Raw genomic sequence first — 21,431 nt, 5'->3', positions numbered from 1 at the left:
CTGCGCCCGACCCGCTGCCGGCTTACGACATCGTATCGAGCTTGCGCTGCATGGCCGCGATCTGGTCCTTCAGCTGCTGTAGATCGTCGGATTTCTCGGCCGGCGCGTCCTTCCTGGCCGGCTCGGCGGGGGCCGCGGCCGGTGCCGAGCCCGCGGGCGGAAAAGGCGTGAACAGCCGCATCGCGTTCTGGAACATCTCCATGTTGCGGCGCGTCTGTTCTTCCAGCGCCTTGATCGGCGTCGCCATCTTCATCACGTCCAGCGGCGACTTGCCGATCGCCCCCTTCATCTGCTCGCGAAAGCGCTCCTGCTCCTTGGAGAAGGCGATCATTGACTGTTCGAGGAAGCTCGGCACGATCATCTGCATCTGGTCGCCGTAGAAGGCGATCAGCTGGCGCAGGAACGGGATCGGCAGCATGTTCTGCCCGTCCTTGTTCTCCAACTCGAAGATGATCTGGGTCAGCACCGGATGCGTGATGTCGTCGCCGGTCTTGGCGTCCTGGACGGTGAACTCCTCGCCCTTCTTGACCATCTCGGCCAGATCCTCGAGCGTCACATAGGTGCTCGTCCCCGTATTATAGAGGCGGCGATTGGCATATTTCTTGATAATGATCGGGTCGTCTTTTGCGGCCATCTGCATCCTCCCCGGACACCGGCGCGCCTGAGTAAGCGGCCGGTAACGATTGCGCCCTTTTTGAGGATATGCGCAAAAGCCTCATAATTCCAAGCAGTTTGTGCAGTGCGGGATCATATAATGCTGCATAGCAGGCAAAATATGCTGCGCAGCAGCGGCCAGCCCGAAGGCATGGCGGAGCGTGACCTGCTTGGCGCGCACGGGCGCCATGCCGATTTCCGGTTTGACTTGGGGTTGGGAAAGGGCAAGAAAAGTCCTCAACGACAGAACAACATCCTTGAAGTCTGGAGAAGAAAATGTCCGATTCCATCGTCATCGCCAGCGCCGCGCGCACGGCCGTCGGCTCCTTCAACGGCGCGTTCGCTGCCACGCCGGCGCATGAGCTCGGCGCCGTCGTCATCAGGGAACTTTTGTCACGCGCCGGAGTCGAAGCGGCGGAGGTCGACGAGGTCATCCTCGGCCAGGTGCTGACCGCGGCCCAGGGCCAGAACCCGGCCCGCCAGGCCTCGATCATTGCCGGCCTGCCGAAGGAGACCACCGCCTGGGGCCTCAACCAGGTTTGCGGTTCGGGCCTGCGCGCCATTGCACTCGGCATGCAGCAGATAGCCACCGGTGACGCCAAGGTGATCATCGCCGGCGGCCAGGAATCGATGTCGCTGTCGCCGCACGCGCAGCATCTGCGCGGTGGCGTCAAGATGGGCGACTACAAGATGATCGACACCATGATCAAGGACGGGCTGTGGGATGCCTTCAACGGCTATCACATGGGCAACACCGCCGAGAACGTCGCCCGCCAGTTCCAGATCACCCGTGACGACCAGGACCAGTTCGCGCTGGCCTCGCAGAACAAGGCCGAGGCGGCGCAGAAGGCGGGCAAGTTCAAGGACGAGATCGTCGCCTTCACCATCAAGGGCAAGAAGGGCGACACGATTGTCGACCAGGACGAATACATCCGCCATGGCGCGACGCTGGACGCCATGACCAAGCTGAAGCCGGCCTTCGACAAGGACGGCACCGTGACCGCCGCCAACGCCTCCGGCATCAATGATGGTGCCGCCGGCGCGCTGCTGATGAGTGAAGCGGAAGCCGCACGGCGCGGCATCACCCCGCTGGCGCGCATCGCCTCCTGGGCGACCGCCGGCGTCGATCCGGCGATCATGGGCACCGGCCCCATCCCCGCCTCGCGCAAGGCTTTGGAAAAGGCCGGTTGGTCGGTCGGCGATCTCGACCTTGTCGAGGCCAACGAGGCTTTCGCCGCGCAGGCCTGTGCCGTCAACAAGGACATGGGCTGGGATCCCTCGATCGTCAACGTCAATGGCGGCGCCATCGCCATCGGCCACCCGATCGGCGCCTCGGGCGCCCGCATCTTCAATACGCTGGTCTACGAGATGCGCCGTCGCGGCGCCAAGAAGGGGCTGGCCACCCTGTGCATCGGCGGCGGCATGGGCGTCGCCCTGTGTGTGGAAGCCCTCTGAAAAATACTGAACGGGCGGCGCAAGCCGCCCCTTTCATATCCAGTGCCTGCCAAGCCCGACAACAGGGCGATATCAAAAAGGGGAAATGCATGACCAAGGTTGCAATCGTCACGGGCGGATCGCGCGGCATCGGCGCGGCGATCTCGATCGCCTTGAAGAACGCCGGCTATTCGGTCGCGGCCAACTATGCCGGCAACGACGAGGCGGCGGCGAAATTCAAGGCCGAGACCGGCATTCCGGTCTACAAATGGTCGGTCGCCGACTATGACGCTTGCGCCGCCGGCATCAGCCAAGTCGAGGCCGATCTCGGCCCGGTCTCGGTGCTGGTCAACAATGCCGGCATCACCCGCGATGCCATGTTCCACAAATTGACCCGTGAGCAGTGGAAAGAGGTCATCGACACCAATCTTTCCGGCGTCTTCAACATGACGCACCCGCTGTGGGGCGGCATGCGCGACCGCAAGTTCGGTCGCGTCATCACCATCTCCTCGATCAATGGCCAGAAGGGCCAGGCCGGCCAGGTCAACTATTCCGCCGCCAAGGCCGGCGACATCGGCTTCACCAAGGCCCTCGCCCAGGAGGGCGCCCGCGCCGGCATCACCGTCAACGTCATCTGCCCCGGCTACATCGCCACGGAGATGGTCAAGGCAATCGATGAGAAGGTGCTCAACGAGCGCATCCTGCCGCAGATCCCGGTCGGCCGCCTCGGCGAGCCGGAAGAGATCGCGCGCTGCGTCGTCTTCCTCGCTTCCGAGGATGCCGGCTTCATTACCGGCTCGACCCTCACCGCCAATGGCGGCCAATACTTCGCCTGAGACGTCCGACGGCTTCATACCGTAGCGAACGGACCGGGAAACCGGTCCGTTTCCTTTGATGCCTTGGAAGCGAAAAAGCCCCGCCGCAGCGCAATGCCTGAATCCCGCACGCAGGGGCTAATGCGGCAGCGCCGCCTGTGCGGAACCCTGTGGCCAAGCCTGTGGATTGTCGGTGGAAAAGCTGTTCACAACACAAGTTATTGGAGAACAAAAAGGGAAAACGCCGCCGGCGCTGATTTGTAGCCGATTCGTTCCGGCTTTGAGCGCAAGTTAACGTTAACTGGCCGGAATCGCCCACAGTTCCTTAACACCAAATTCAGAAAGATTAACAATTTCATAATCTTGAGTGATGGATATCGTGCCGCCGCCGTCGTTTCTCGGCAAAGCTTAATAGCTGAGGTCGCTTAGCATAAAACGGGCCAGTTCAGGGATTCAGCATGTGGTGAGAGTCACGCTCACGAAATCCACATATAGCCGTGAACAAAAGCTGAATCTGGTCGAGTCACTGATTCGTCGCCGATTCGTTCCAGACTCGTTCCATCAGTTAAGCGATAGCCAATTTAGCGCTGTGCAAAGAGGCCTTCGAGCCGCCCACGGAACATTCCGCTTTCGCTTCGCGCACGAAATCCCTATGTGTCGCCTGTCATACGCGCCAGTTTGAAGGCACGCTCCCGACAATGAGAGGCCAGAAAGCCTTATTTCCGAGCCGATGAACATCCAGCCGAAACATACCGAGCCGCTGATCCTGTCGGGCCGCGACGTGACCGCCGTGCTTGGGCCGACCAACACCGGCAAGACCCACCTCGCCATCGAGCGCATGGTGGCGCATGAAACCGGTGTCATCGGGCTGCCGCTCAGATTGCTGGCGCGGGAAGTCTACACGCGCGTCTGCGAAAAGGTCGGCGCCCATAAAGTCGCTCTGATCACTGGCGAGGAGAAGATCCAGCCGCCAGGCGCCAGATATTCGGTCTGCACGGTCGAGGCCATGCCGCGCGAGACCGACGCCGCCTTCGTCGCCATCGACGAGGTGCAGCTCGCCGGCGACCTCGAGCGCGGCCACATCTTCACCGACCGCATCCTGCATCTTCGCGGCCGCCAGGAAACGCTCCTGCTCGGTGCCGCCACCATGCACGGCATCCTGCAGCGCCTGTTGAAGGGCGTCTCCGTGGTGACGCGGCCAAGGCTTTCGCATCTCGCCTATGCGGGCTCGAAGAAGCTGACGCGCCTGCCGCGCCGCACCGCGATCGTCGCCTTCTCCGCCGACGAGGTCTATGCCATCGCCGAGCTGATCCGACGCCAGCAAGGTGGCGCCGCCGTCGTGCTCGGCGCGCTCTCGCCGCGCACCCGCAACGCCCAGGTGGCATTGTTCCAATCGGGCGATGTCGACTATCTCGTCGCCACCGATGCCATCGGCATGGGCCTCAACCTCGATCTTGACCATGTCGCCTTCGCCCAGAACCGCAAGTTCGACGGCTACCAGTACCGCAACCTGACGGCGGCCGAGCTCGGCCAGATCGCCGGCCGCGCCGGACGCCATCTGCGCGACGGCACTTTCGGCGTCACCGGCCAGGTCGATCCGCTCGACGAGGAACTGGTCAAGAAGATCGAAAGCCATGACTTCGATCCGGTGAAGGTGCTGCAGTGGCGCACCGCGCATTTCGACTTCGCCAGCCTGGACGCGCTGAAGCGCTCGATCGAGACCAACGCTCCGGTGGAGGGTCTGACGCGCGCTCTGCCGGCGGTCGACGCGCAGGCGCTCGAATATCTTTCCCGCGACGAGGATATCCGCGCGCTGGCGACCGACGCCAAACGCGTGGCGCTCCTGTGGGAAGCCTGCGCGCTGCCCGACTACCGCAAGATCGCCCCGGCGCAGCATGCCGACCTCATCGCGTCGATCTATATGGACCTCGCCAAGCGAGGCCATGTCGACGAGAATTACATGGCCGAGCAAGTGCGCCGCGCCGACACCACCGAGGGCGACATCGACACGCTGTCGCACCGGATTGCCCAGATCCGCACCTGGACATTCGTGTCGAACCGGCCCGGCTGGCTGGCCGATCAGGCACACTGGCAGGAAAAGACGCGCGAAATCGAAGACAGATTGTCGGATGCGCTGCATGAGCGGTTGACGAAACGCTTCGTAGACCGCAGGACTTCCGTCCTCATGCGGCGCCTTAGAGAAAATACCATGCCTGAAGCCGAAATAAGCCCTACCGGAACCGTCCTTGTCGAAGGCCATCATGTCGGCGAGTTGCAAGGGTTCCGCTTCACCGCCGACCAGACCGCCGGCGGCGAAGACGCCAAGGCCGTGCGCACCGCCGCGCAAAAGGCGCTGGCCGCCGAATTCGAGGCGCGCGCCGACCGTTTTGGCGCCTGCGCCAATGGCGACCTGGCACTTGGCTCGGACGGCACGCTGCGCTGGATCGGCGCGCCGATCGGCACGCTGGTCTCCGGCGAAGACGCGCTGAAGCCGCGCCTCGTGCTGCTGGCCGACGAACAGCTGACCGGCCCAGCGCGCGACAAGGTCGCCGCGCGCGCCGAACGTTTCGTCAATTTCCAGATCGAGTCGCTGCTGAAGCCGCTGGTCGACCTGAAGAACGCCGACCAGATTTCCGGCATCGGCCGTGGTATCGCCTTCCAGCTGGTCGAGAATTTCGGCCTCATCAACCGCCGCGACATTGCCGAGGAGATGAAGTCGCTCGACCAGGAGGGTCGCGCGGCGCTTCGCCGGCTTGGCGTGCGCTTCGGCGCCTATCATGTCTTCGTCCCGGCGCTGATCAAGCCGGCACCCGCCGGACTGGTGACCTTGCTGTGGGCGCTGAAGAATGACGGCAAGGACAAGCCCGGCTTTGGCGACGTGGTCCATGCGCTGGCGTCCGGCCGCACTTCGGTGGTCATCGATCCGGCCTTCGACAAGGCCTTCTACAAGCTCGCCGGCTACCGCAATCTCGGCCGCCGCGCCGTGCGCATCGACATTCTGGAGCGGCTGGCCGACCTGATCCGTCCGGCGACCAACTGGAAGCCTGGCCTCGGCCAGCGTCCGGACGGCGCCTATGACGGCCAGTCCTTCATGGTGACGCCGCCGATGATGTCGATCCTCGGCGCAACCGCCGACGACATGGAAGAGATCCTCAAGGGCCTGGGCTATCGCGCCGAGCCGAAGCCGGCGGCGGAGGTCAAGGCGCGGTTGGAAGCGCAGGACACTGCCGCACGGGAAGCCGCAGCAGCCAGGCTTGCGGCGGAAGAAGCCACACGCGCCGAGCAGGCCAGGGCTGCGCAGGCTGCCGCGACAGATGCTGCGGCGGAGGCAGCGATCGAGGGTTCGGAACCGGCTGCTGTCGAAGCTCCGGCCGAGGTCATCGCGGAAGCCGCAGCAGAACCTGTCGCGGAAGAGCCAACCGAAGCTTCGGCCGAAGTCGCGGAAGAGCCCGCAACTGAGGCTGTCGCCGAAGCAACTGCTGAACCTGCTGCCGAGCCAGAGGCGGAAGCTGAATCCGTCGAAGCCACAGTGGAGCCAGTTCCCGAAGCTGCACCCGCGACGGAAGCGGTTTCGGACGTGCCTACCGAAGCGCCCCCCGGCGAGCCCGCTCCAGAAGCTGAAGCGCCCAAGCCGATCCTGTTGTGGCGCCAGGGCCGTTTCGAGCAGCGCCCCCGCCATCACGAAGGCCGCAACAATCGCCAGCGCAACGGACAAGCGCGCGGCCGAAACAATGCACCGGCCGACTCCGGCGGCGCACCGGCCACGGCTGCTCCCGGAGAGCGCCCCGCCCATGAAGGGCGGCGTGACGGCGCCGGCAAGCCGCGCTTCGACCGGTCGAAGTTCAAGCCCAAGCCACCGGGTGAAGGTGAACAGCGCCGTGACGGTCGGCCCCAGGGCGATCGTCCCGAACGCCGCGAAGGCCGCCCCGACTGGAAGGGTGGCCGGCCCGAGGGCAAGGGTGGCCCCGATCGCGGCAAGGGCGGCGCCAAGCCGGCCTTCCAGCCGAAGCCGCGCGAGGAACGCCCGGTGCGCTTCGATCCAGACTCGCCCTTCGCCAAGCTCGCCGCCTTGCGCGACCAGCTGAAGAAGTAGGCTCGGTAGGGTTCGATGGTTGCCGAAGGCCGCCAGCGCATCGACAAATGGCTGTTCTTCTCACGCGCGGTGAAATCGCGTTCGCTGGCGGCGAAGCTCGTCGTCGCCGGGCGCGTGCGCATCAATCGCGACAAAGCAGCGCAGGCCTCTGATCTGGTCAAGCCGGGCGACGTGCTGACCATCACGCTGGACCGGCGCATTTTCGTCTGGAAGGTGATCGGCGCCGGCGTCCGGCGCGGCCCGGCGGAAGAAGCCCGCACCCTCTATGAGGACATGTCGCCGCCACCCGCACCGAAGGGTGAGGCCCTTCCCGATGCGATTCCGGCGCTGCGCGAGGCCGGCAGCGGCCGCCCCACCAAGAAAGAACGCCGGCAGACCGACCGCTTGCTTGGCGAAGAATGATCCCGTCGCTCAACACCGCATAACGACTTCACGTCAATGACGCGGCTTGGGGCAAAGCCGAACCCCGCAAACAAGACCCTCCCGAGGACATGACAGGCTTCCGCCGTACCCGATGTCTGGAATTCCATTCCGGAAACGACGATGCCGCCGCGCATGGCCGCCCTTGCAAGCGACGGACAAAGGCGTTACCTCACGGAAAAAGCCCAACAAAACTGGCCCATTAAAGCTGGGGCGTCCCGGAGCCGACCGATGACCTATGTCGTGACCGACAATTGCATCAAATGCAAATACATGGACTGCATCGAGGTCTGTCCGGTCGACTGTTTCTACGAAGGCGAGAACATGCTCGTCATTCATCCCGACGAGTGCATCGACTGCGGCGTCTGCGAGCCCGAATGTCCAGCCGACGCGATCAAGCCGGACACCGAGCCAGGCCTCGACAAATGGCTGCAGATCAACACCGAATATGCCGAGAAATGGCCCAACATCACCGCCAAGAAGGAGCCTCCGGCAGACGCCAAGACCTTCGACGGCGAGGCCGGCAAGTTCGAGAAATACTTCTCGGCCGAGCCCGGTGAAGGCGATTGACAATGCGGCCGTAAAGGCCGGTATTACGCAGCGTAAGAGACATGTCACATAAACCGCCTTGACAGGCGGCGCGAACCTGTGGCCTGCGCGAACGCAGCAAAACCTTGATTCTTCCGACTTTTTGTGTTACATCAGCGAAACATGCCGGTGACACAACGTCGATTTATGGCGCAGACGCCCCAAATCACTGAAAGGTGAAAAATCCCATTCCGGACCAGAGCGATCTGGGCCAGGCGGTCGCAATCCATGCGGTTTGCCGGTCCCAGCCTTTCCGGTGGGTTCACCTGTTGTGCGGCTAACGATCGGTTTCCCCGGTCGCACGAGTTCGGGCCGGCAGGACGCCGGTACCACAACAAGGAGTTCAGGGCGTAATGGCAACGATCACCCCGCAGAAGAAGTCCACCGGAGCGCGTCACGGTTTCAAGACTGGTGAGTACATCGTCTACCCGGCGCACGGCGTCGGCCAAATCGTGTCGATCGACGAGCAGGAAGTGGCGGGTCACAAGCTGGAACTGTTCGTCATCGACTTCCAGAAGGACAAGATGCGCCTGAAGGTGCCGGTCGCCAAGGCGACCTCCATCGGCATGCGCAAGCTGTCGGAGGAAGATTATGTCGAGCGCGCGCTCAAGGTCGTTCAGGGCCGCGCCCGCGTCAAGCGCACCATGTGGTCGCGCCGCGCCCAGGAATATGATGCCAAGATCAATTCGGGTGACCTGATCTCGATCTCGGAAGTCGTGCGCGACCTCTACCGCGCCGACAATCAGCCGGAGCAGTCCTATTCCGAACGCCAGCTCTATGAGGCCGCGCTCGACCGCATGGCCCGCGAGATCGCGGCCGTCAACCGCATGTCGGAAACCGAAGCCGTGCGCCTGATCGAGGTGAACCTCAACAAGGGCCCTAAGCGCGGCGCCAAGGCTGACAATGAGGAAGCCGAGCAGGAAGAAGCTGCCTGAGGCTCTTTGGCCTTCGAATTCGAAAAACCCGGCCTCGCGCCGGGTTTTTTGTTTTGACTTGCACTCGCCACAAGGGGGTAGAGAGTTCAGCCGCCGCCTTCCCTCTCCGCCTCCTGCTTCAGCGTCGCGATGAACCGCTTCGTCCGTTCTCGCTCCGGGTTGCCGAACAGCACCGTGGACGGCCCCTTCTCGACGATGACGCCGGCGTCGAGGAACACCGCCTCCTGGGCGATCTTGGAGGCAAGCCGCAGGTCATGCGTGGCCATCACCATGGTCGTGCCTTCGCTGGCGAGCTTGCCAAGCACATCGACCACCTCCTGCGCCAATTCAGGATCAAGCGCCGAAGTCGGCTCATCGCACAGCAGCACCTTCGGTGATGGCGCCAGGGCGCGGGCAATCGCCACGCGCTGCTGCTGGCCGCCCGACAGCGTCGCCGGCCAGGCGTCGGCCTTGTGCGCCATCCCGACCTTTTCCAGCAAGGCGAGCGCCCGCTCGCGGGCCTTCTCGGGCGACCATTTCAGCACCGTGACCAGGCCTTCCATGACGTTCTCGATCGCGGTGCGATGCGGGAACAACTGGAAATTCTGGAACACCATGCCGGTCTGCAGGCGCAACCGCCTGATGTCGCTCGCCGGCACCTTGATGCCCGGACGGAACTCGAGCGTCTCGTCGCCTATGCGCACCGTGCCCGAGGTCGGGATTTCCAGCAGGTTGATGCAGCGCAAGAGCGTGCTCTTGCCGCCGCCTGAAGGGCCGACCAGCGCGGTGACGCTGCCTTCCGCAATGGCGACTGTCACGCCCTTCAGCACCAGATTGTCGCCGAAGCGCTTTTCGATATTGGTGAGGCCGATCATGAGCGCGCCTCCAGGAAGCCGCCATAGCGGTTGAGCCGCTCCTCCAGCCGCGTCTGCAAGGCCGACAGCACCGAACTCATCGCCAGGTAGAGGATCGCCGCCTCGACATAGAGGATCAGCGGCTCATAGCTGGTGGCGACGATGCGCTGCGCCGCCTGGAACATCTCCGGCACGGTGATGGCGGCGGCCAGCGACGTGTCCTTCACCAGTGAGATGAAGGTGTTGGAAAGCGGCGGCACCGCGACGCGGCCGGCTTGCGGCAGGATGGTGCGCCGCATCGCCTGGCTCCAGGTCATGCCGATCGAATAGGCGGCTTCCCACTGGCCTTTCGGCACGGAGCCGATTGCCGCGCGGATGATCTCCGACGTGTAGGCGCCGATGTTGAGCGTAAAGCCGATCAACGCTGCCGTGAAGGCGTCGAGCAGGATGCCAAGCGACGGCAGGCCGTAGAAGATCAGGAACAGTTGCACCAGGAGCGGCGTGCCGCGGAAGATCCAGACATAGAAGCGCACGACCGCGACCAGCGGCCTTGGTCCGAACAGCCGGCCAAGTGCCGCGCCGAGGCCAACCGTCAGGCCGAGGACGAACGACAACAGCGTCAACGGCACGGTGAAGATGAGAGCGGCCCAGAGCAGCGAAGGCAGCGACTCCAGCATCAGTTGCAGCCAGTGCGGCACGAAAGACCCCCAGAATGATCGCGGCGGCGTTATCGGAATGCGAATGCAGGCGCCATATCACGACAAAAGCGGCGGGCCGTCAAAGACGGCTCGCCGCTGGGCATGTTGCAGGGCCGAAAAACCGGCCCCGATAATCAACTACTTCGAAACGTCCTGGCCGAAATAAGTGTCGGCGATCTTCTTATAGGTGCCGTCGGCCTTGATATCGGCCAGTGCCTTGTTGATGGCCGCGACCAGCTCGGGATCGCCCTTGCGCACGATAACGCCGGAATAATCGGCGTTTTCTTCCTGCGCGGCGATCTTCACATTGGCGTCGGGCTTGTGTTTCTTGAAGTCGAGGAACGACAGGCTGTCATTGATGGTGGCGTCGGCACGGCCGGTCAGCAGAAGCTGGATCGACTGGTCGAAGCCGTCGGTGCCGACGAGCTCGGCGCCGTTGGCCTCGGCCAGCTTGCCGAAATTCGAGGTCAGCGACTGCGCCGACTTCTTGCCCTTGAGGTCGGCGAAAGTCTTGATGTCATTGTTGTCGCCGCGCACGATCAGCACCGCCTTGGAAGCGATGTAGGGATCGGAGAAATCATACTTGGCCTTGCGTGCGTCGGTGATGCCGACCTCATTGATGACGGCGTCATAGCGGCTGACGTCGAGACCGGCGATCAGCCCATCCCACTTGCCTTCAAGGAACTCGACCTTGACACCCAGCTTGTCGGCGATCGCCTTGGCGATCTCGACGTCGAAGCCGACCAGCGCGCCCGAAGCGTCATGATAGGTGAAGGGTGCGTATGTGCCTTCCGTGCCGACCTTGATGACGCCGGCCTGCTTGATCTGATCGAGATTGGCGCCCGCATGGCCTGAAGTGACCGCCAAGGCCTGCAGCGTTCCGGCGACGATAAGCGACTTGAGCCATTTCATCTTTTTGTGATCCCGTCCTTGGCCTGAAATCCGGCCTGTTGTGAGGGCTGGAAAATGACAGATGCCGACAGAAAGAATAAGGAATCAGATTTCAAAAACAAATAATTTCCGAAACGTAATTCTCAAAAAGGGATTGTTAGCAGCGTCCGAGGCGTCCGGGCGACGGTTTGAAATCGCCTGAACAGCGTCACTCGCCCGCCCGCGCCAGCGGAACCTTTCTCGCGCATGGCAGTTTTGGCTGTTCTAGGGCGCGACGCGGCGATTTCAACCGGTGCCCTGCCAAGTTCGCAAGTCGTATCGCCTGAACCAGGGAGCGCCTCATGATGGAAGACACGGCAGGACGGATCATGGTCCGCGCGGCGATGAAGGCTCCCTATCTCGAACGGGATGAGGAGCATCGGCTGGCCCTGCTCTGGAAGGAAGACAACGACCAGAACGCGTTGCACTGCATCACCGTCGCCCATATGCGGCTGGTCATTTCCATGGCCTCGAAATTCCGCCATTACGGCCTGCCGCTCGGCGACCTGATCCAGGAAGGCCATGTCGGCCTGCTCGAGGCCGCCGCCCGCTTCGAGCCGGAACGCGAAGTGCGGTTCTCGACCTATGCGACGTGGTGGATCCGCGCCTCGATGCAGGATTACATCCTGCGCAACTGGTCGATTGTGCGCGGCGGCACCAGTTCGGCGCAAAAGGCGCTGTTCTTCAACCTGCGGCGCCTGCGCGCCCGGCTGGCGAACGGTGCGGAGCCGCTCTCCAACACAACGCTCTACCGCGAAGTTTCGGTTGCGCTTGGCGTTTCCGAGGCTGATGTGGCGATGATGGACTCGCGGCTGTCGGCACCCGACTCCTCGCTCAACGTGCCGCTTGCCGACGATTCAGGCGGCACCGAGCGCATGGACTTCCTGGTCTCGGACGATCCCCTGCCCGACGAGATCGTCGGCGACAGGATCGATGTCGCGCGCCGCTCGCTCTGGCTGCGAGAGGCGCTTCGTGCGCTTAACGCGCGCGAACTGAGGATCATCGAGGAGCGCCGGCTGAACGACGAAGGCGCCACGCTCGAGGCGCTTGGCGAGACGCTTGGCATTTCCAAGGAACGCGTCCGCCAGATCGAGGCGCGCGCCATGGAAAAGCTCAAGGTCGCGCTGGTGAAGCAGAATCCGGAGTTTCTGGCGACAGCCGCCTGACCGCTCAAAAGCACGGGATCAAGAGCGCGTTGAAAACTCGCTCCGCTGAGGCGAATGGCGTGGGTTTCGAGAACCGGAGCGGAGTGGACTCTAAGTCCATGAGAACCGGAAGCACAAAAACCCGCGGCAGGCGTCCAGCGAAGTGAGTTTGGAGCGTGCTCTTACTTGTCGGTGACGATCTTGACCTTGTCGCCGGCCGAAACCGCGGCCCCCGGCGACAGCGCATTGAGCACCCGGAACAGGTCGAGCTTGCGGTCGACGCCGACCATCTGCGCGGCGAGCGTGCCCATGGTCTGGCCCGGCTGCACGGTGAGCACGCGGATATGCAGCGGTTTCAAGGCCGCCTTCTCAGCGGCGCTCAGGATACGGAACGAGCCGCTGACCGAGCGCGCGACCGTGTCCAGCGAGGTGCTGGCAGAGGGAGCCGCGGTCAGGAGCCGGTAGACCTGACCGCCGGCGCGGATCACCGCTATGTCGAACTGCCAGCCTTCTGCGCCGGCATGCGCGGTCGCCGCCTCGTTGCCGTTGATGGTTTCCTGCTTGACCGTGCTGTCGTCGAGGCCAGCCACCCAGCCGCTTCTGATATAGTCGGTCAAGGCGCGGTTCTTGTCGATCGAAACGCCGTCGAAGCGGATCGCGATGTCGCCCGGCCCGGTCGCTGTCACCGCCGCCGCCGAATTGTCGATGATGAAACCGTCCGGCACCGTGAACGACACGCCGAGCCCCGGATGCAGGAAGGTCTCGCCGCGCACATAGCCTTCCTCCGGTGTATCGCCGTAGAGCAGGCCATCTATGCCGGCGAGGAAGGAATCGCGGTCGCGCGTGCCGACCCCGGGTGCGCCGAACTGGCGGGCATGGCGCTGCGCCAGGTCGATGCGCTGCGGCGTGTTTGGATGCGTGGCCAGGAAGTCGAGGCTGGCATCGGTGGCACCGCTGATCGACCGGAAATCGGTATAGGCCGACATCGACTGCAGGAAGCGGCCGGCGGCATAGGGATCGTAGCCGGCTTCGCCGATCGACTTGATGCCGATGGCGTCGGCCTCAAGCTCCTGGTTGCGCGAGAACTGCGCCAGCCTGAGCTTGCCGCGGATCAGTGCCGCCTTGGCGGTCGGGCTGTCACCCAGCACGTCAGAGACCACCTTGGTCGCCAGGCCTTCCTCGGCCTCGAGCTGCTGGCGCTGCAGACCGTGGTTGGCGGTGACGTGACCCATCTCATGCGCGATGACGGCGGCGAGTTCGGACGAATCATTGGCCAGCGCCAGCAGCCCGCGCGTGATGTAGAGATAGCCGCCCGGCAGCGCGAAGGCGTTGACGTTGGGCGAGTTGAGGATGGTGATGCGGTAGGTCTGGGTCGGGTTCGCCGACACGACGGTCAGGTTGCCGACCACCTTGGCGACCATGCGCTCGAGCTTGGGATCGGAATACTCGCCGCCATAGGTGGCCAGGATGCGCGGGTGCTGCGCCTTGGCGAGTTCGGCGAGTTTGTTGTTGGCGGCGACATTGTCGACCGTGATCGGCTTGTCGGACGGCTGGAAGCCGGATTCCTGGACCTCCGGAGGCGTGAACATCTGGCAGCTTGCAAGCGCCACGGCAAAGCCGGCCAGCGCCAGAAAGCGCGCCAGTGGATTCATTCGCAGCTTGTCAACGCCGATCGCCAGAACGGCTTCCTTTCAGGTCCTGGCGCATGACCACGAAAATCGGGGGCGATCTTCGGAACCTGTCATGCGCAAAAAACAAACTTCTACAGCATCCGTCACGCGTCCCTCGAGACGTGCGGCGGATGCTGTAGGCAAATCACGGCTTGTGCCGGACCAGTAGGGCGGACCTAGCCACACTACTTCTGCCATGGCAAGCAAGCGCCCCATCGCCTGAGGCCGGTTTGACCGTAAATTATGTCCGCTTCCGGGCAATATCTCGTGATACGGCATTCCCGGCACTGGCACCGATATAGCGCCGGAACGCATCGGGACCAGCCCCGGCAAAGAAATCGCCCGCGCTGCCGGTCGCCGCCACAATACCATTGTCCAGAAACACCACATTCTGGCCGATGCGGCGGGCGTCCTCCGGCTGATGCGTGACGAACAGCACCGTCATGCCACGTTCCGCATGCACGCCGGCGACCAGATCGAGCATGTCGTCACGCAAGGCTGGCCCGAGCGAAGCGAAGGGCTCGTCGAGCAGAAGCACCGGGCGATCACGCACCAGCACGCGCGCCAGGGCGACGCGCTGGCGCTCGCCGCCGGAGAGCTCGCGCGGCAAGCGTTTTTCCTTGCCGCCAAGGCCTGTGCGCGCCAGCGCCCCGGCGATATCAGCGCGGTCCGCCTCCGTCAGCCGCAGCGATGGCGAGCGGCCGAGCCCGACATTCTGCTCGACGGACAGATGGGCGAAAAGGTTGTTTTCCTGGAACACCATCGACACTGGCCGTTCAGCCGGTGGCGCGGCGCCGGCGTCGGTCCCGCCGATCAGCACGCGGCCGGACAACGGCGTCTCGAACCCGGCTATGAGGTTGAGCAGCGTCGACTTGCCCGAACCGCTCGGCCCCATGATGGCGGTGATTTCCGCCGCGGCGAACGTGACATCGAAGGCGAGCGGAGCCTCGCCATAGCTGAACGAAACCTTGTCCAGCCGCACCGGAACGCCCTTCCTGTCCATTGCCCCGTCAGACATTGCCGACCTTTTCCCTGCCGAGCCAATCCGCGGCCAGCACCAATGCGAGGCAGACGAAGCCAAGCAACAACGCCAGGCCGGCGGCGTCCTCGGTGCGGTAGCTGCCCATGCGCGCCAGGAGAAGGTAGGGCAAGGTCTGCACGGAATCACTGCCGAACAGCGCGATCACGCCGAGATCGCCGAGCGAAAGCGCCATGGCGAAAGCAAAAGCGGTGGCGAGCGGACGCCGCAGTGATGGCCAGTCGACCAGCCGCAATCTCGCCCAGCCGGCAATGCCGAGCTGCGCGCAGAGCCGTTCGTGACGCTCGCTCGCCGCGTCATAGGCGGGACGGACGGCCCGCAGCGCGAACGGCATCGCCATGACAGCATTGACGGTGACAACCATCACCGGGGCCACGGCGAAGACATCGCCGGCATGGCGCAGCAACAGGAACCAGCCGGCGCCGATGACGATGGGCGGCACGACCAGGACGAACCCCGCGCCGGTGTCGGTTGCGTGCTCAAGCAATGTCCTTGGCCCGGCACGGCGGCCCAGCGCCAGCGCTCGCCGCGCCATGGTGAGCGCCAGCGACAGCATCACCGAGAGCAGCGCCGACAGGAAGGCGAGCACCGCGCTGGTCAGCGTCGCTTGCCGGACGGCGGCCTCGCCGGCGAGCCGGCCGAGATCGGCGCCCAAACCGGCGGCCACGGTCGCGGCCATCGGTCCGACAACGAACAGCAGCGCCAAAACGATGAGCGCGGCGTTCAGCGACGCCTCGGTTCCGTTGACGGAGAGATAGCGGCGCGGCGCGACCGGCAGGTTGGTGTCGCCGACGACGTTGGCGCCAAGCCGCGTCAGCGCCAGCACCACGACAAAGGTCAGGGCGATCTGCAGCAATGTCAGGGCGACCGCGCGCGCGGGATCGAAATCGAAGCGCAGCGCCTGATAGATGCCGACCTCCAGCGTCGTCGCGGCAGGCCCGCCGCCGAGCGTCAAAACGATGGTGAAAGACGTGATGCAGAGCATGAAGACCAGCCCGGCGACGCCAGGCAGAGCGGCACGCAGCGTCGGCCATTCAATCAACCGGAACGCCGGCCGCGCGCCCATGCCGAGCTGGCTCGCCAGCCGCCACTGGTCGGCGGGAATGGTCTGCAGCGCCTCGAGCAGCAGTCGCACGCTAAGCGGTAGGTTGAAGAAGATATGGGCGACGAGAATGCCGGACAGGCCGTAAATGCCAGGCCAGCCCCCGCCGCCAATCGCGCTGAACAGCCCGGCGAAGTAGCCGGCGCGACCGTAGAGCGCCAGGATGCCGAGCGCCGCGACGATCGCCGGCAGCGCCAGCGGCACGGCAAAGAGCTGCAGGATGAAGGCGCGGCCAAGGAAGCGCGGATGCCGCGACAGGGCGCGTGCGACGAAGAGTGCCGGGATGACCGAAAGCAGCGTCGAAAGGATTGCCTGCCAGAGCGTGAAGCGCACGACGCGAAGGAGATAGGGATCGAAGGCCGCCCACGCGCCCGAGAAGTCATGAGCGCCTTCGACGAGCAAGCCGGCAAACGCGCCACCGATCAGCAGCGTGATCGCGGCGAGCGCGATGATGCCGGCGGTGATGCGGGAGTCAGATGCGCGCCTTCCACCCTCCCCCCTGTGGGGAGGGTCGGAGCGCGGATGCCGCGAAGCGGTGTCCGCGAGCCTGGGTGGGGGTGAGGCAGTGCTCAGTGTCGCAGCCCCCACCCCGCTCCGCTGCGCGGATCGACCCTCCTCACAAGGGGGAGGGTGAAGAGCGCGTTCATTTGCTCATCACCGCCAGCCATTCATCGACCCAGGGCTTGCGGTTGGCCGCGACCTCCTCCGGGCTGAACAGCAAGGTCTTGGTCGGCTTGACAAGCCTGTCGAAGGCCGGGTTGAGCGGCTTGTCGGTCTTGCCGGCCGGGAACATCCAGTTGGTCTCGGGGATCGCGTCCTGGAATTTCGGTCCGGTCATGAAGGCGATGAACTTTGCCGCCAGCGGGTTCCTGGCCCCGGTCGTGGTGATGCCGGCGACCTCGATCTGCAGGTATTCGCCCTCTTCAAAGGAAGCCGCCTGGTAGCGCTGCGTATTCTCGGCGACCATGTGGTAGGCCGGCGACGTCGTATAGGACAGGACCATCGGCGCCTCGCCCTTGGTGAACAGGCCATAGGCCTCGCTCCAGCCGGGCGTCACGGTCAGCACCTTGGCCTTGAGCTTGGCCCAGGCCTCCGGCGCCTTGTCGCCATAGACGGACTTCACCCACAACAACAGGCCGAGGCCCGGCGTCGAGGTGCGCGGATCCTGGATGACGATCTTGTCGTCGGCACTGCCTTCGACCAGGTCCTTCAGGCTCTTGGGCGGGCTCTTCAGCTTCTCGGTATCGTAGACGACGGCGAAATACCCGTAGTCGAACGGAACGAAAGTATCGTCGCTCCAGCCGCCCGGCACATTGACGTCGCTTACCGCGCCATGCGGCGCGAACAACCCGCTAGCCTTGGCATCGGCGGTGAGATTGGTGTCGAGGCCAAGCACGATATCGGCCTTGGTCGACGCCCCTTCGAGCTTGACGCGGTTGAGCAGCGCCACGCCATCGGCGACCGAGACGAACTCGACGTCGCAGCCGCATTCGGCCTCGAACTCCTTCTTAACCACGGGACCTGGACCCCAGTCGGCGGTAAAGCTTTCATAGGTGTAGACGGTGAGCTTGTCCTTGGCCAAGGCCGGCCCCGACAACGCAACGACCATGGCTGAGACAAGAGAGTATAAAAGCGTGCGCATCGGCGCCTCCTTCGTTCGCGTGACAAGGAATTGAGGCGTCGGACTGTCCGAAACGTCTAATCCCTCCGCCGGTACAAACCGGATCAGGTTCAGCGGGTTGGCGAGACTGCCTCTCAGCCGGTCCGCGAAAGATCGCGTCCGGCACCCCGTTAGAGCGTTTCGACACATAGGCCCGGCCGAGGAACCGCGCAAGTGGGAGTTTGCCGCCTTCCGTTTCCGCCGCCGGGCTGGTACAGGCCACCGGATATGAGCACATTCACCATCCTGCTTGGCGGCAATCTCATCCGCACGCCCCGGCTCGACCGCCAGGTCGAGGGCTCACGCGTCATCGCCGCCGACGCCGGCATCGGCCACGCCAGGCTGCTCGGCCTTGTGCCGGAATTGTGGGTAGGTGATTTCGATTCGGTGCCGGCCGACCTGCCCGCCGACCTCGCCGCGGTGCCCCGCCAGACCTTCCCGGCGGAAAAAGACAAGACCGACGGAGAACTGGCGATCGCGGCGGCCCTTGAGCGCGGCGCGACCCGCCTTGTGCTGGCGGGCGCGTTTGGCGGCAAGCGCGCCGACCATGCCTTCCTGCATCTGGCGCTCGCCCTGCGCCTTTCCGAGGCCGGAACGGAGGTGCTGCTGACCAGCGGCGCCCAGGAAGGCGTGCCCCTGCTGTTGGGAAAGGCCGGCTTCGACTATGCCGACGGCACGCTATTTTCGATCCTCGGCTTTTCCGAACTTGCCGGCCTGACCGTCACCGGAGCCAAATGGCCGCTGAACCAGGTCGAGGTGGCCTTCGGCTCATCACTGACCATCTCCAACGAGGTCAAGTTCGACGAGACCGGGGGCCGCCTCGACATCGCGCTCGGCCATGGCCGCGCGCTGCTGCTCGTCCATCCCTATCCCTTGCCCGAAAGCTGACATGGCCCCGCCTCTTCTCAATCTCGACGGGATAAAACTGACCTTCGGCGGCACGCCACTGCTCGACGGCGCCGCCTTGACCGCTTCGGCCGGCGACAAGATCGCGCTGGTCGGCCGCAATGGCTCCGGCAAGTCGACGCTGCTGAAGATCGCCGCCGGCCTTATCGAGCCGCAGGACGGCGAAGTCTTCCGCCAACCCTCGGCGACGGTCCGCTATCTGCCGCAGATGCCCGACATGGAAGGTTTCGCCACCGTGCGCGCCTATGTCGAGGCGGGCCTCGGGCCCGCCGACGATCCCTACCGCGCCTCCTATCTGATGGAGCATCTTGGATTGTCGGGCGAAGAGCGGCCGGGCGATCTCTCAGGCGGCGAGGCCAGGCGCGCAGCCCTCGCCCGCGTCATGGCGCCGGAACCCGACATTCTGCTGCTTGATGAGCCGACCAACCACCTTGACCTGTCCGTCATCGAATGGCTCGAAGAAGAGCTCGTCCGCACCTCTTCGGCGCTCATCGTCATCTCGCACGACCGCCGCTTCCTCGAACGCGTGTCACGCGCCACCGTCTGGCTCGACCGTGGCCAGACCCGCAGGCTGGACAAGGGTTTTGGCCATTTCGAGGAATGGCGCGATCTCATCCTGGAAGAGGAAGAGCGCGAGCAGCACAAGCTTGGCCGCCAGATCGTGCGCGAGGAGCACTGGCTGCGCTATGGCGTCACGGCGCGGCGCAAGCGCAACATGCGCCGCCTCGGCGAGTTGCAGACCATGCGCCAGCGCTTCCGCGGCCATCGCGGCGCCGAAGGCAACGCCACCATGGTGGCGAGCGATGCAGCCGAATCCGGCAAGCTGGTGATCGAAGCAAAAAACATCGAGAAGAGCTTCGGCGATCTCACCGTGGTCAAGGGGTTCTCGACCCGCATCCAGCGCGGCGACCGTGTCGGCCTCGTCGGGCCGAACGGCGCCGGCAAGACCACGTTGCTGAAGATGCTGACCGGCGAATTGCCGCCGGACGCCGGCTCGGTGCGCCTCGGCACCAATCTGGAAATCGCCACGCTCGACCAGAAGCGCGAGGCGGTCGACCCACAGGAGACGCTGGCGCAATACCTCACCGACGGGCGCGGCGAAAACCTCGTCATCAATGGCGAGCAGCGCCATGTCGTCTCCTACATGAAGGATTTCCTGTTCAAGCCGGAGCAGGCGCGCACGCCGGTGCGCGAACTGTCCGGCGGCGAGCGGGCGCGGCTGATCCTGGCGCGCGTGCTCGCGCGGCCGGCAAACCTGCTGGTGCTCGATGAACCGACCAACGATCTCGACATGGAGACGCTGGAGCTGCTGCAGGAACTGGTCGCTGGTTTTGCCGGCACCGTCATACTGGTCAGCCACGACCGAGATTTTCTCGACCGCACCGTGACCAGCGTCATCGCGCCGGACGGCGGCGGCCGCTGGGTCGAATATGCCGGCGGCTATTCCGACATGCTGGCGCAGCGCGGCGGCACCCGGCTCGATGACCGCAAGGCCCGCGCCAAGGCGGAAGCCGCCGATACGCCGGCGGCGGGCAAGAGCGAACCGGCAACCCCAAAAGGGCCCGCGAAAAAACTGTCGTTCAAGCAGAAATTCGCCCTGGAATCGCTGCCGAAGAAGATCGAGGCGGTGACCGCGTCGATCTCGCGGCTGGAGAACAACATCGCCGACCCGGCCTATTACGAGCGCGACCCGGCCTCGTTTCAGAAGACCATCGCCGCCCTCGACAAGGAACGCGCGACGCTGGCCGCGCTCGAGGAAGAGTGGCTGGAGCTGGAGATGCTACGGGAAGAGATGGAGGGGTGAGGAGCGTTCGGCCGTAGGCCGATCAATCGACAACGATTTGTCGATTGAAGCGACGAACGCCCAGAGCCATGGCGGAAACCGGGACCACCAGCCAGAGCCACTCCATTATTGCTCCCGTGCAAGAATGCGCATACATTATGCGCATGTTGCGGAGGCCATTATGCGTAAGATTGCCTTGAATGCGATCCGTCAGCCTGCAAATCTGTCGATCGACTCGAACCTCATGAGGGAAGCCAAGGGGCTTGACGTGAATGTCTCACGCGCCGCGGAAGCTGGCATCGCGGAGGCTGTGGCTGCGGAAAAAACACGGCTTTGGAAGCTTGAGAACCGGGCCACAATGGATGCTTGGAACGACTACGTCGAAAAGAACGGCATTCCTTTGGAAGAGTACCGACAGTTCTGATGGCACGCTATGATGTCTTCGCTGGCCGTATCGAAGGCAACTATGTGCTCGACGTTCAATCCGACCTGCTCGACAATTTCAAGACACGGTTAGTCATCCCGCTTCTTCCGATCGCAGCGGTGCCGCCGCCGATGCGAAAACTTCATCCGATCTTCGAGGTCAATGGCCGGAAGCTGGTCATGGCGACACACCTGATTGCCACCGTTCCAGCGAGCGAATTGGGTGAAAGCCGGCTGAACCTGACGAAATATCACGACGACATCGTCGCCGCGCTCGACATGCTGTTCCAGGGCTTCTGAACA

General features: G+C 64.2%; 20 protein-coding genes and 1 riboswitch. Of the genes, 11 read left to right on the top strand and 9 right to left on the bottom strand.

Annotated features, from left to right (window positions below):
* Positions 1 to 22: 22 nt before the first annotated feature.
* Both phaR and EB230_RS32950 read right to left on the bottom strand, forming a co-directional pair.
* Entirely contained in the window at positions 23 to 634 is a 612-nt protein-coding gene (phaR, locus tag EB230_RS07235) for a polyhydroxyalkanoate synthesis repressor PhaR (protein WP_056575541.1), read from the bottom strand.
* An 81-nt stretch (positions 635 to 715) separates the two neighbouring features.
* Entirely contained in the window at positions 716 to 844 is a 129-nt protein-coding gene (locus EB230_RS32950) for a hypothetical protein (protein ID WP_274534603.1), read from the bottom strand.
* 86 nt (positions 845 to 930) lie between these two features.
* On the opposite strand from EB230_RS32950, the gene EB230_RS07230 reads away from it, so the two are divergent.
* From EB230_RS07230 to EB230_RS07205, 6 genes are all read left to right on the top strand, one after another.
* Positions 931 to 2,109 carry an acetyl-CoA C-acetyltransferase gene (locus tag EB230_RS07230; protein WP_056575538.1) on the top strand — a complete coding sequence of 393 codons (1,179 nt, stop codon included), beginning with the start codon at positions 931 to 933 and terminating at the stop codon, positions 2,107 to 2,109.
* Positions 2,110 to 2,198: 89 nt separating this feature from the next.
* Complete coding sequence (gene phbB / locus EB230_RS07225) at positions 2,199 to 2,924, top strand: acetoacetyl-CoA reductase (RefSeq protein ID WP_056575534.1); 726 nt, start codon at positions 2,199 to 2,201, stop codon at positions 2,922 to 2,924.
* A gap of 709 nt (positions 2,925 to 3,633) precedes the next feature.
* On the top strand, positions 3,634 to 6,996 hold the full coding sequence (locus EB230_RS07220; RefSeq protein ID WP_172371941.1) for a helicase-related protein: 3,363 nt from the start codon (positions 3,634 to 3,636) through the stop codon (positions 6,994 to 6,996).
* A gap of 15 nt (positions 6,997 to 7,011) precedes the next feature.
* Positions 7,012 to 7,398, top strand: a complete 387-nt coding sequence (locus EB230_RS07215) for an RNA-binding S4 domain-containing protein (protein ID WP_056575528.1) — start codon at positions 7,012 to 7,014, stop codon at positions 7,396 to 7,398.
* A gap of 249 nt (positions 7,399 to 7,647) precedes the next feature.
* Positions 7,648 to 7,986: a ferredoxin FdxA gene (gene fdxA, locus EB230_RS07210; RefSeq protein ID WP_008873823.1), complete on the top strand. Its 339-nt coding sequence runs from the start codon at positions 7,648 to 7,650 to the stop codon at positions 7,984 to 7,986.
* A 371-nt stretch (positions 7,987 to 8,357) separates the two neighbouring features.
* A complete protein-coding gene (locus tag EB230_RS07205; protein ID WP_010911999.1) occupies positions 8,358 to 8,939 on the top strand; it encodes a CarD family transcriptional regulator in 582 nt (193 codons plus the stop codon).
* Between the two features lie 86 nt (positions 8,940 to 9,025).
* On the opposite strand, the gene EB230_RS07200 is transcribed toward EB230_RS07205, so the two are convergent.
* From EB230_RS07200 to EB230_RS07190, 3 genes are all read right to left on the bottom strand, one after another.
* Complete coding sequence (locus tag EB230_RS07200) at positions 9,026 to 9,793, bottom strand: amino acid ABC transporter ATP-binding protein (RefSeq protein ID WP_056575525.1); 768 nt, start codon at positions 9,791 to 9,793, stop codon at positions 9,026 to 9,028.
* A complete protein-coding gene (locus tag EB230_RS07195) occupies positions 9,790 to 10,470 on the bottom strand; it encodes an amino acid ABC transporter permease (protein WP_056575523.1) in 681 nt (226 codons plus the stop codon). Before EB230_RS07195 ends, EB230_RS07200 begins: the two co-directional genes overlap by 4 nt.
* Before the next feature lie 138 nt (positions 10,471 to 10,608).
* A complete protein-coding gene (locus EB230_RS07190) occupies positions 10,609 to 11,382 on the bottom strand; it encodes an amino acid ABC transporter substrate-binding protein (RefSeq protein ID WP_056575520.1) in 774 nt (257 codons plus the stop codon).
* Positions 11,383 to 11,702: 320 nt separating this feature from the next.
* Between EB230_RS07190 and EB230_RS07185 the strand changes: the two genes are divergently transcribed.
* A complete protein-coding gene (locus EB230_RS07185; RefSeq protein ID WP_056575518.1) occupies positions 11,703 to 12,566 on the top strand; it encodes an RNA polymerase factor sigma-32 in 864 nt (287 codons plus the stop codon).
* 161 nt (positions 12,567 to 12,727) lie between these two features.
* On the opposite strand, the gene EB230_RS07180 is transcribed toward EB230_RS07185, so the two are convergent.
* The 4 genes from EB230_RS07180 to thiB form a co-directional block, all read right to left on the bottom strand.
* On the bottom strand, positions 12,728 to 14,197 hold the full coding sequence (locus EB230_RS07180; RefSeq protein WP_056575515.1) for a M48 family metalloprotease: 1,470 nt from the start codon (positions 14,195 to 14,197) through the stop codon (positions 12,728 to 12,730).
* Positions 14,198 to 14,456: 259 nt separating this feature from the next.
* Positions 14,457 to 15,233, bottom strand: a complete 777-nt coding sequence (gene thiQ, locus EB230_RS07175; RefSeq protein ID WP_056575512.1) for a thiamine ABC transporter ATP-binding protein — start codon at positions 15,231 to 15,233, stop codon at positions 14,457 to 14,459.
* The gene (gene thiP / locus EB230_RS07170; protein WP_056576470.1) at positions 15,226 to 16,821 is read right to left on the bottom strand and encodes a thiamine/thiamine pyrophosphate ABC transporter permease; all 1,596 of its coding nucleotides are present in this window, start codon (positions 16,819 to 16,821) and stop codon (positions 15,226 to 15,228) included. The genes thiQ and thiP overlap by 8 nt, the downstream gene beginning before the upstream one ends.
* Positions 16,822 to 16,999: 178 nt before the next feature.
* Complete coding sequence (gene thiB, locus EB230_RS07165) at positions 17,000 to 17,998, bottom strand: thiamine ABC transporter substrate binding subunit (protein ID WP_056575509.1); 999 nt, start codon at positions 17,996 to 17,998, stop codon at positions 17,000 to 17,002.
* Between the two features lie 43 nt (positions 17,999 to 18,041).
* Positions 18,042 to 18,157, bottom strand: a riboswitch (TPP riboswitch).
* Positions 18,158 to 18,244: 87 nt separating this feature from the next.
* On the opposite strand from thiB, the gene EB230_RS07160 reads away from it, so the two are divergent.
* The 4 genes from EB230_RS07160 to EB230_RS07145 all read left to right on the top strand — a co-directional run bounded on the left by EB230_RS07160 (position 18,245) and on the right by EB230_RS07145 (position 21,428).
* On the top strand, positions 18,245 to 18,904 hold the full coding sequence (locus tag EB230_RS07160; RefSeq protein ID WP_056575506.1) for a thiamine diphosphokinase: 660 nt from the start codon (positions 18,245 to 18,247) through the stop codon (positions 18,902 to 18,904).
* A gap of 1 nt (position 18,905) precedes the next feature.
* The gene (locus tag EB230_RS07155) at positions 18,906 to 20,726 is read left to right on the top strand and encodes an ABC-F family ATP-binding cassette domain-containing protein (protein WP_056575503.1); all 1,821 of its coding nucleotides are present in this window, start codon (positions 18,906 to 18,908) and stop codon (positions 20,724 to 20,726) included.
* A gap of 160 nt (positions 20,727 to 20,886) precedes the next feature.
* Positions 20,887 to 21,129 carry a type II toxin-antitoxin system CcdA family antitoxin gene (locus EB230_RS07150; RefSeq protein ID WP_056576468.1) on the top strand — a complete coding sequence of 81 codons (243 nt, stop codon included), beginning with the start codon at positions 20,887 to 20,889 and terminating at the stop codon, positions 21,127 to 21,129.
* Positions 21,129 to 21,428 carry a CcdB family protein gene (locus EB230_RS07145; RefSeq protein WP_056575500.1) on the top strand — a complete coding sequence of 100 codons (300 nt, stop codon included), beginning with the start codon at positions 21,129 to 21,131 and terminating at the stop codon, positions 21,426 to 21,428. The genes EB230_RS07150 and EB230_RS07145 overlap by 1 nt, the downstream gene beginning before the upstream one ends.
* The last annotated feature ends 3 nt before the right edge of the window (positions 21,429 to 21,431 follow it).

It is taken from the genome of Mesorhizobium sp. NZP2234 (genome assembly GCF_013170765.1).
GTDB lineage: Bacteria > Pseudomonadota > Alphaproteobacteria > Rhizobiales > Rhizobiaceae > Mesorhizobium > Mesorhizobium loti_D.
This window is presented reverse-complemented; position numbering and strand designations above follow the sequence as displayed.

Bases quoted from the DNA above. Each gene is read 5' to 3' on its own strand.
- thiQ (WP_056575512.1), bottom strand. From the start codon at position 15,233: ATGTCTGACGGGGCAATGGACAGGAAGGGCGTTCCGGTGCGGCTGGAC.
- EB230_RS07160 (WP_056575506.1), top strand. From the start codon at position 18,245: ATGAGCACATTCACCATCCTGCTTGGCGGCAATCTCATCCGCACGCCC.
- phbB (WP_056575534.1), top strand. From the start codon at position 2,199: ATGACCAAGGTTGCAATCGTCACGGGCGGATCGCGCGGCATCGGCGCG.
- EB230_RS07180 (WP_056575515.1), bottom strand. From the start codon at position 14,197: ATGAATCCACTGGCGCGCTTTCTGGCGCTGGCCGGCTTTGCCGTGGCG.
- EB230_RS07230 (WP_056575538.1), top strand. From the start codon at position 931: ATGTCCGATTCCATCGTCATCGCCAGCGCCGCGCGCACGGCCGTCGGC.
- EB230_RS32950 (WP_274534603.1), bottom strand. From the start codon at position 844: ATGGCGCCCGTGCGCGCCAAGCAGGTCACGCTCCGCCATGCCTTCGGG.
- EB230_RS07200 (WP_056575525.1), bottom strand. From the start codon at position 9,793: ATGATCGGCCTCACCAATATCGAAAAGCGCTTCGGCGACAATCTGGTG.
- phaR (WP_056575541.1), bottom strand. From the start codon at position 634: ATGGCCGCAAAAGACGACCCGATCATTATCAAGAAATATGCCAATCGC.
- EB230_RS07145 (WP_056575500.1), top strand. From the start codon at position 21,129: ATGGCACGCTATGATGTCTTCGCTGGCCGTATCGAAGGCAACTATGTG.
- EB230_RS07215 (WP_056575528.1), top strand. From the start codon at position 7,012: ATGGTTGCCGAAGGCCGCCAGCGCATCGACAAATGGCTGTTCTTCTCA.
- EB230_RS07155 (WP_056575503.1), top strand. From the start codon at position 18,906: ATGGCCCCGCCTCTTCTCAATCTCGACGGGATAAAACTGACCTTCGGC.
- fdxA (WP_008873823.1), top strand. From the start codon at position 7,648: ATGACCTATGTCGTGACCGACAATTGCATCAAATGCAAATACATGGAC.
- thiB (WP_056575509.1), bottom strand. From the start codon at position 17,998: ATGCGCACGCTTTTATACTCTCTTGTCTCAGCCATGGTCGTTGCGTTG.
- EB230_RS07190 (WP_056575520.1), bottom strand. From the start codon at position 11,382: ATGAAATGGCTCAAGTCGCTTATCGTCGCCGGAACGCTGCAGGCCTTG.
- EB230_RS07205 (WP_010911999.1), top strand. From the start codon at position 8,358: ATGGCAACGATCACCCCGCAGAAGAAGTCCACCGGAGCGCGTCACGGT.
- EB230_RS07185 (WP_056575518.1), top strand. From the start codon at position 11,703: ATGATGGAAGACACGGCAGGACGGATCATGGTCCGCGCGGCGATGAAG.
- EB230_RS07220 (WP_172371941.1), top strand. From the start codon at position 3,634: ATGAACATCCAGCCGAAACATACCGAGCCGCTGATCCTGTCGGGCCGC.
- EB230_RS07150 (WP_056576468.1), top strand. From the start codon at position 20,887: ATGCGTAAGATTGCCTTGAATGCGATCCGTCAGCCTGCAAATCTGTCG.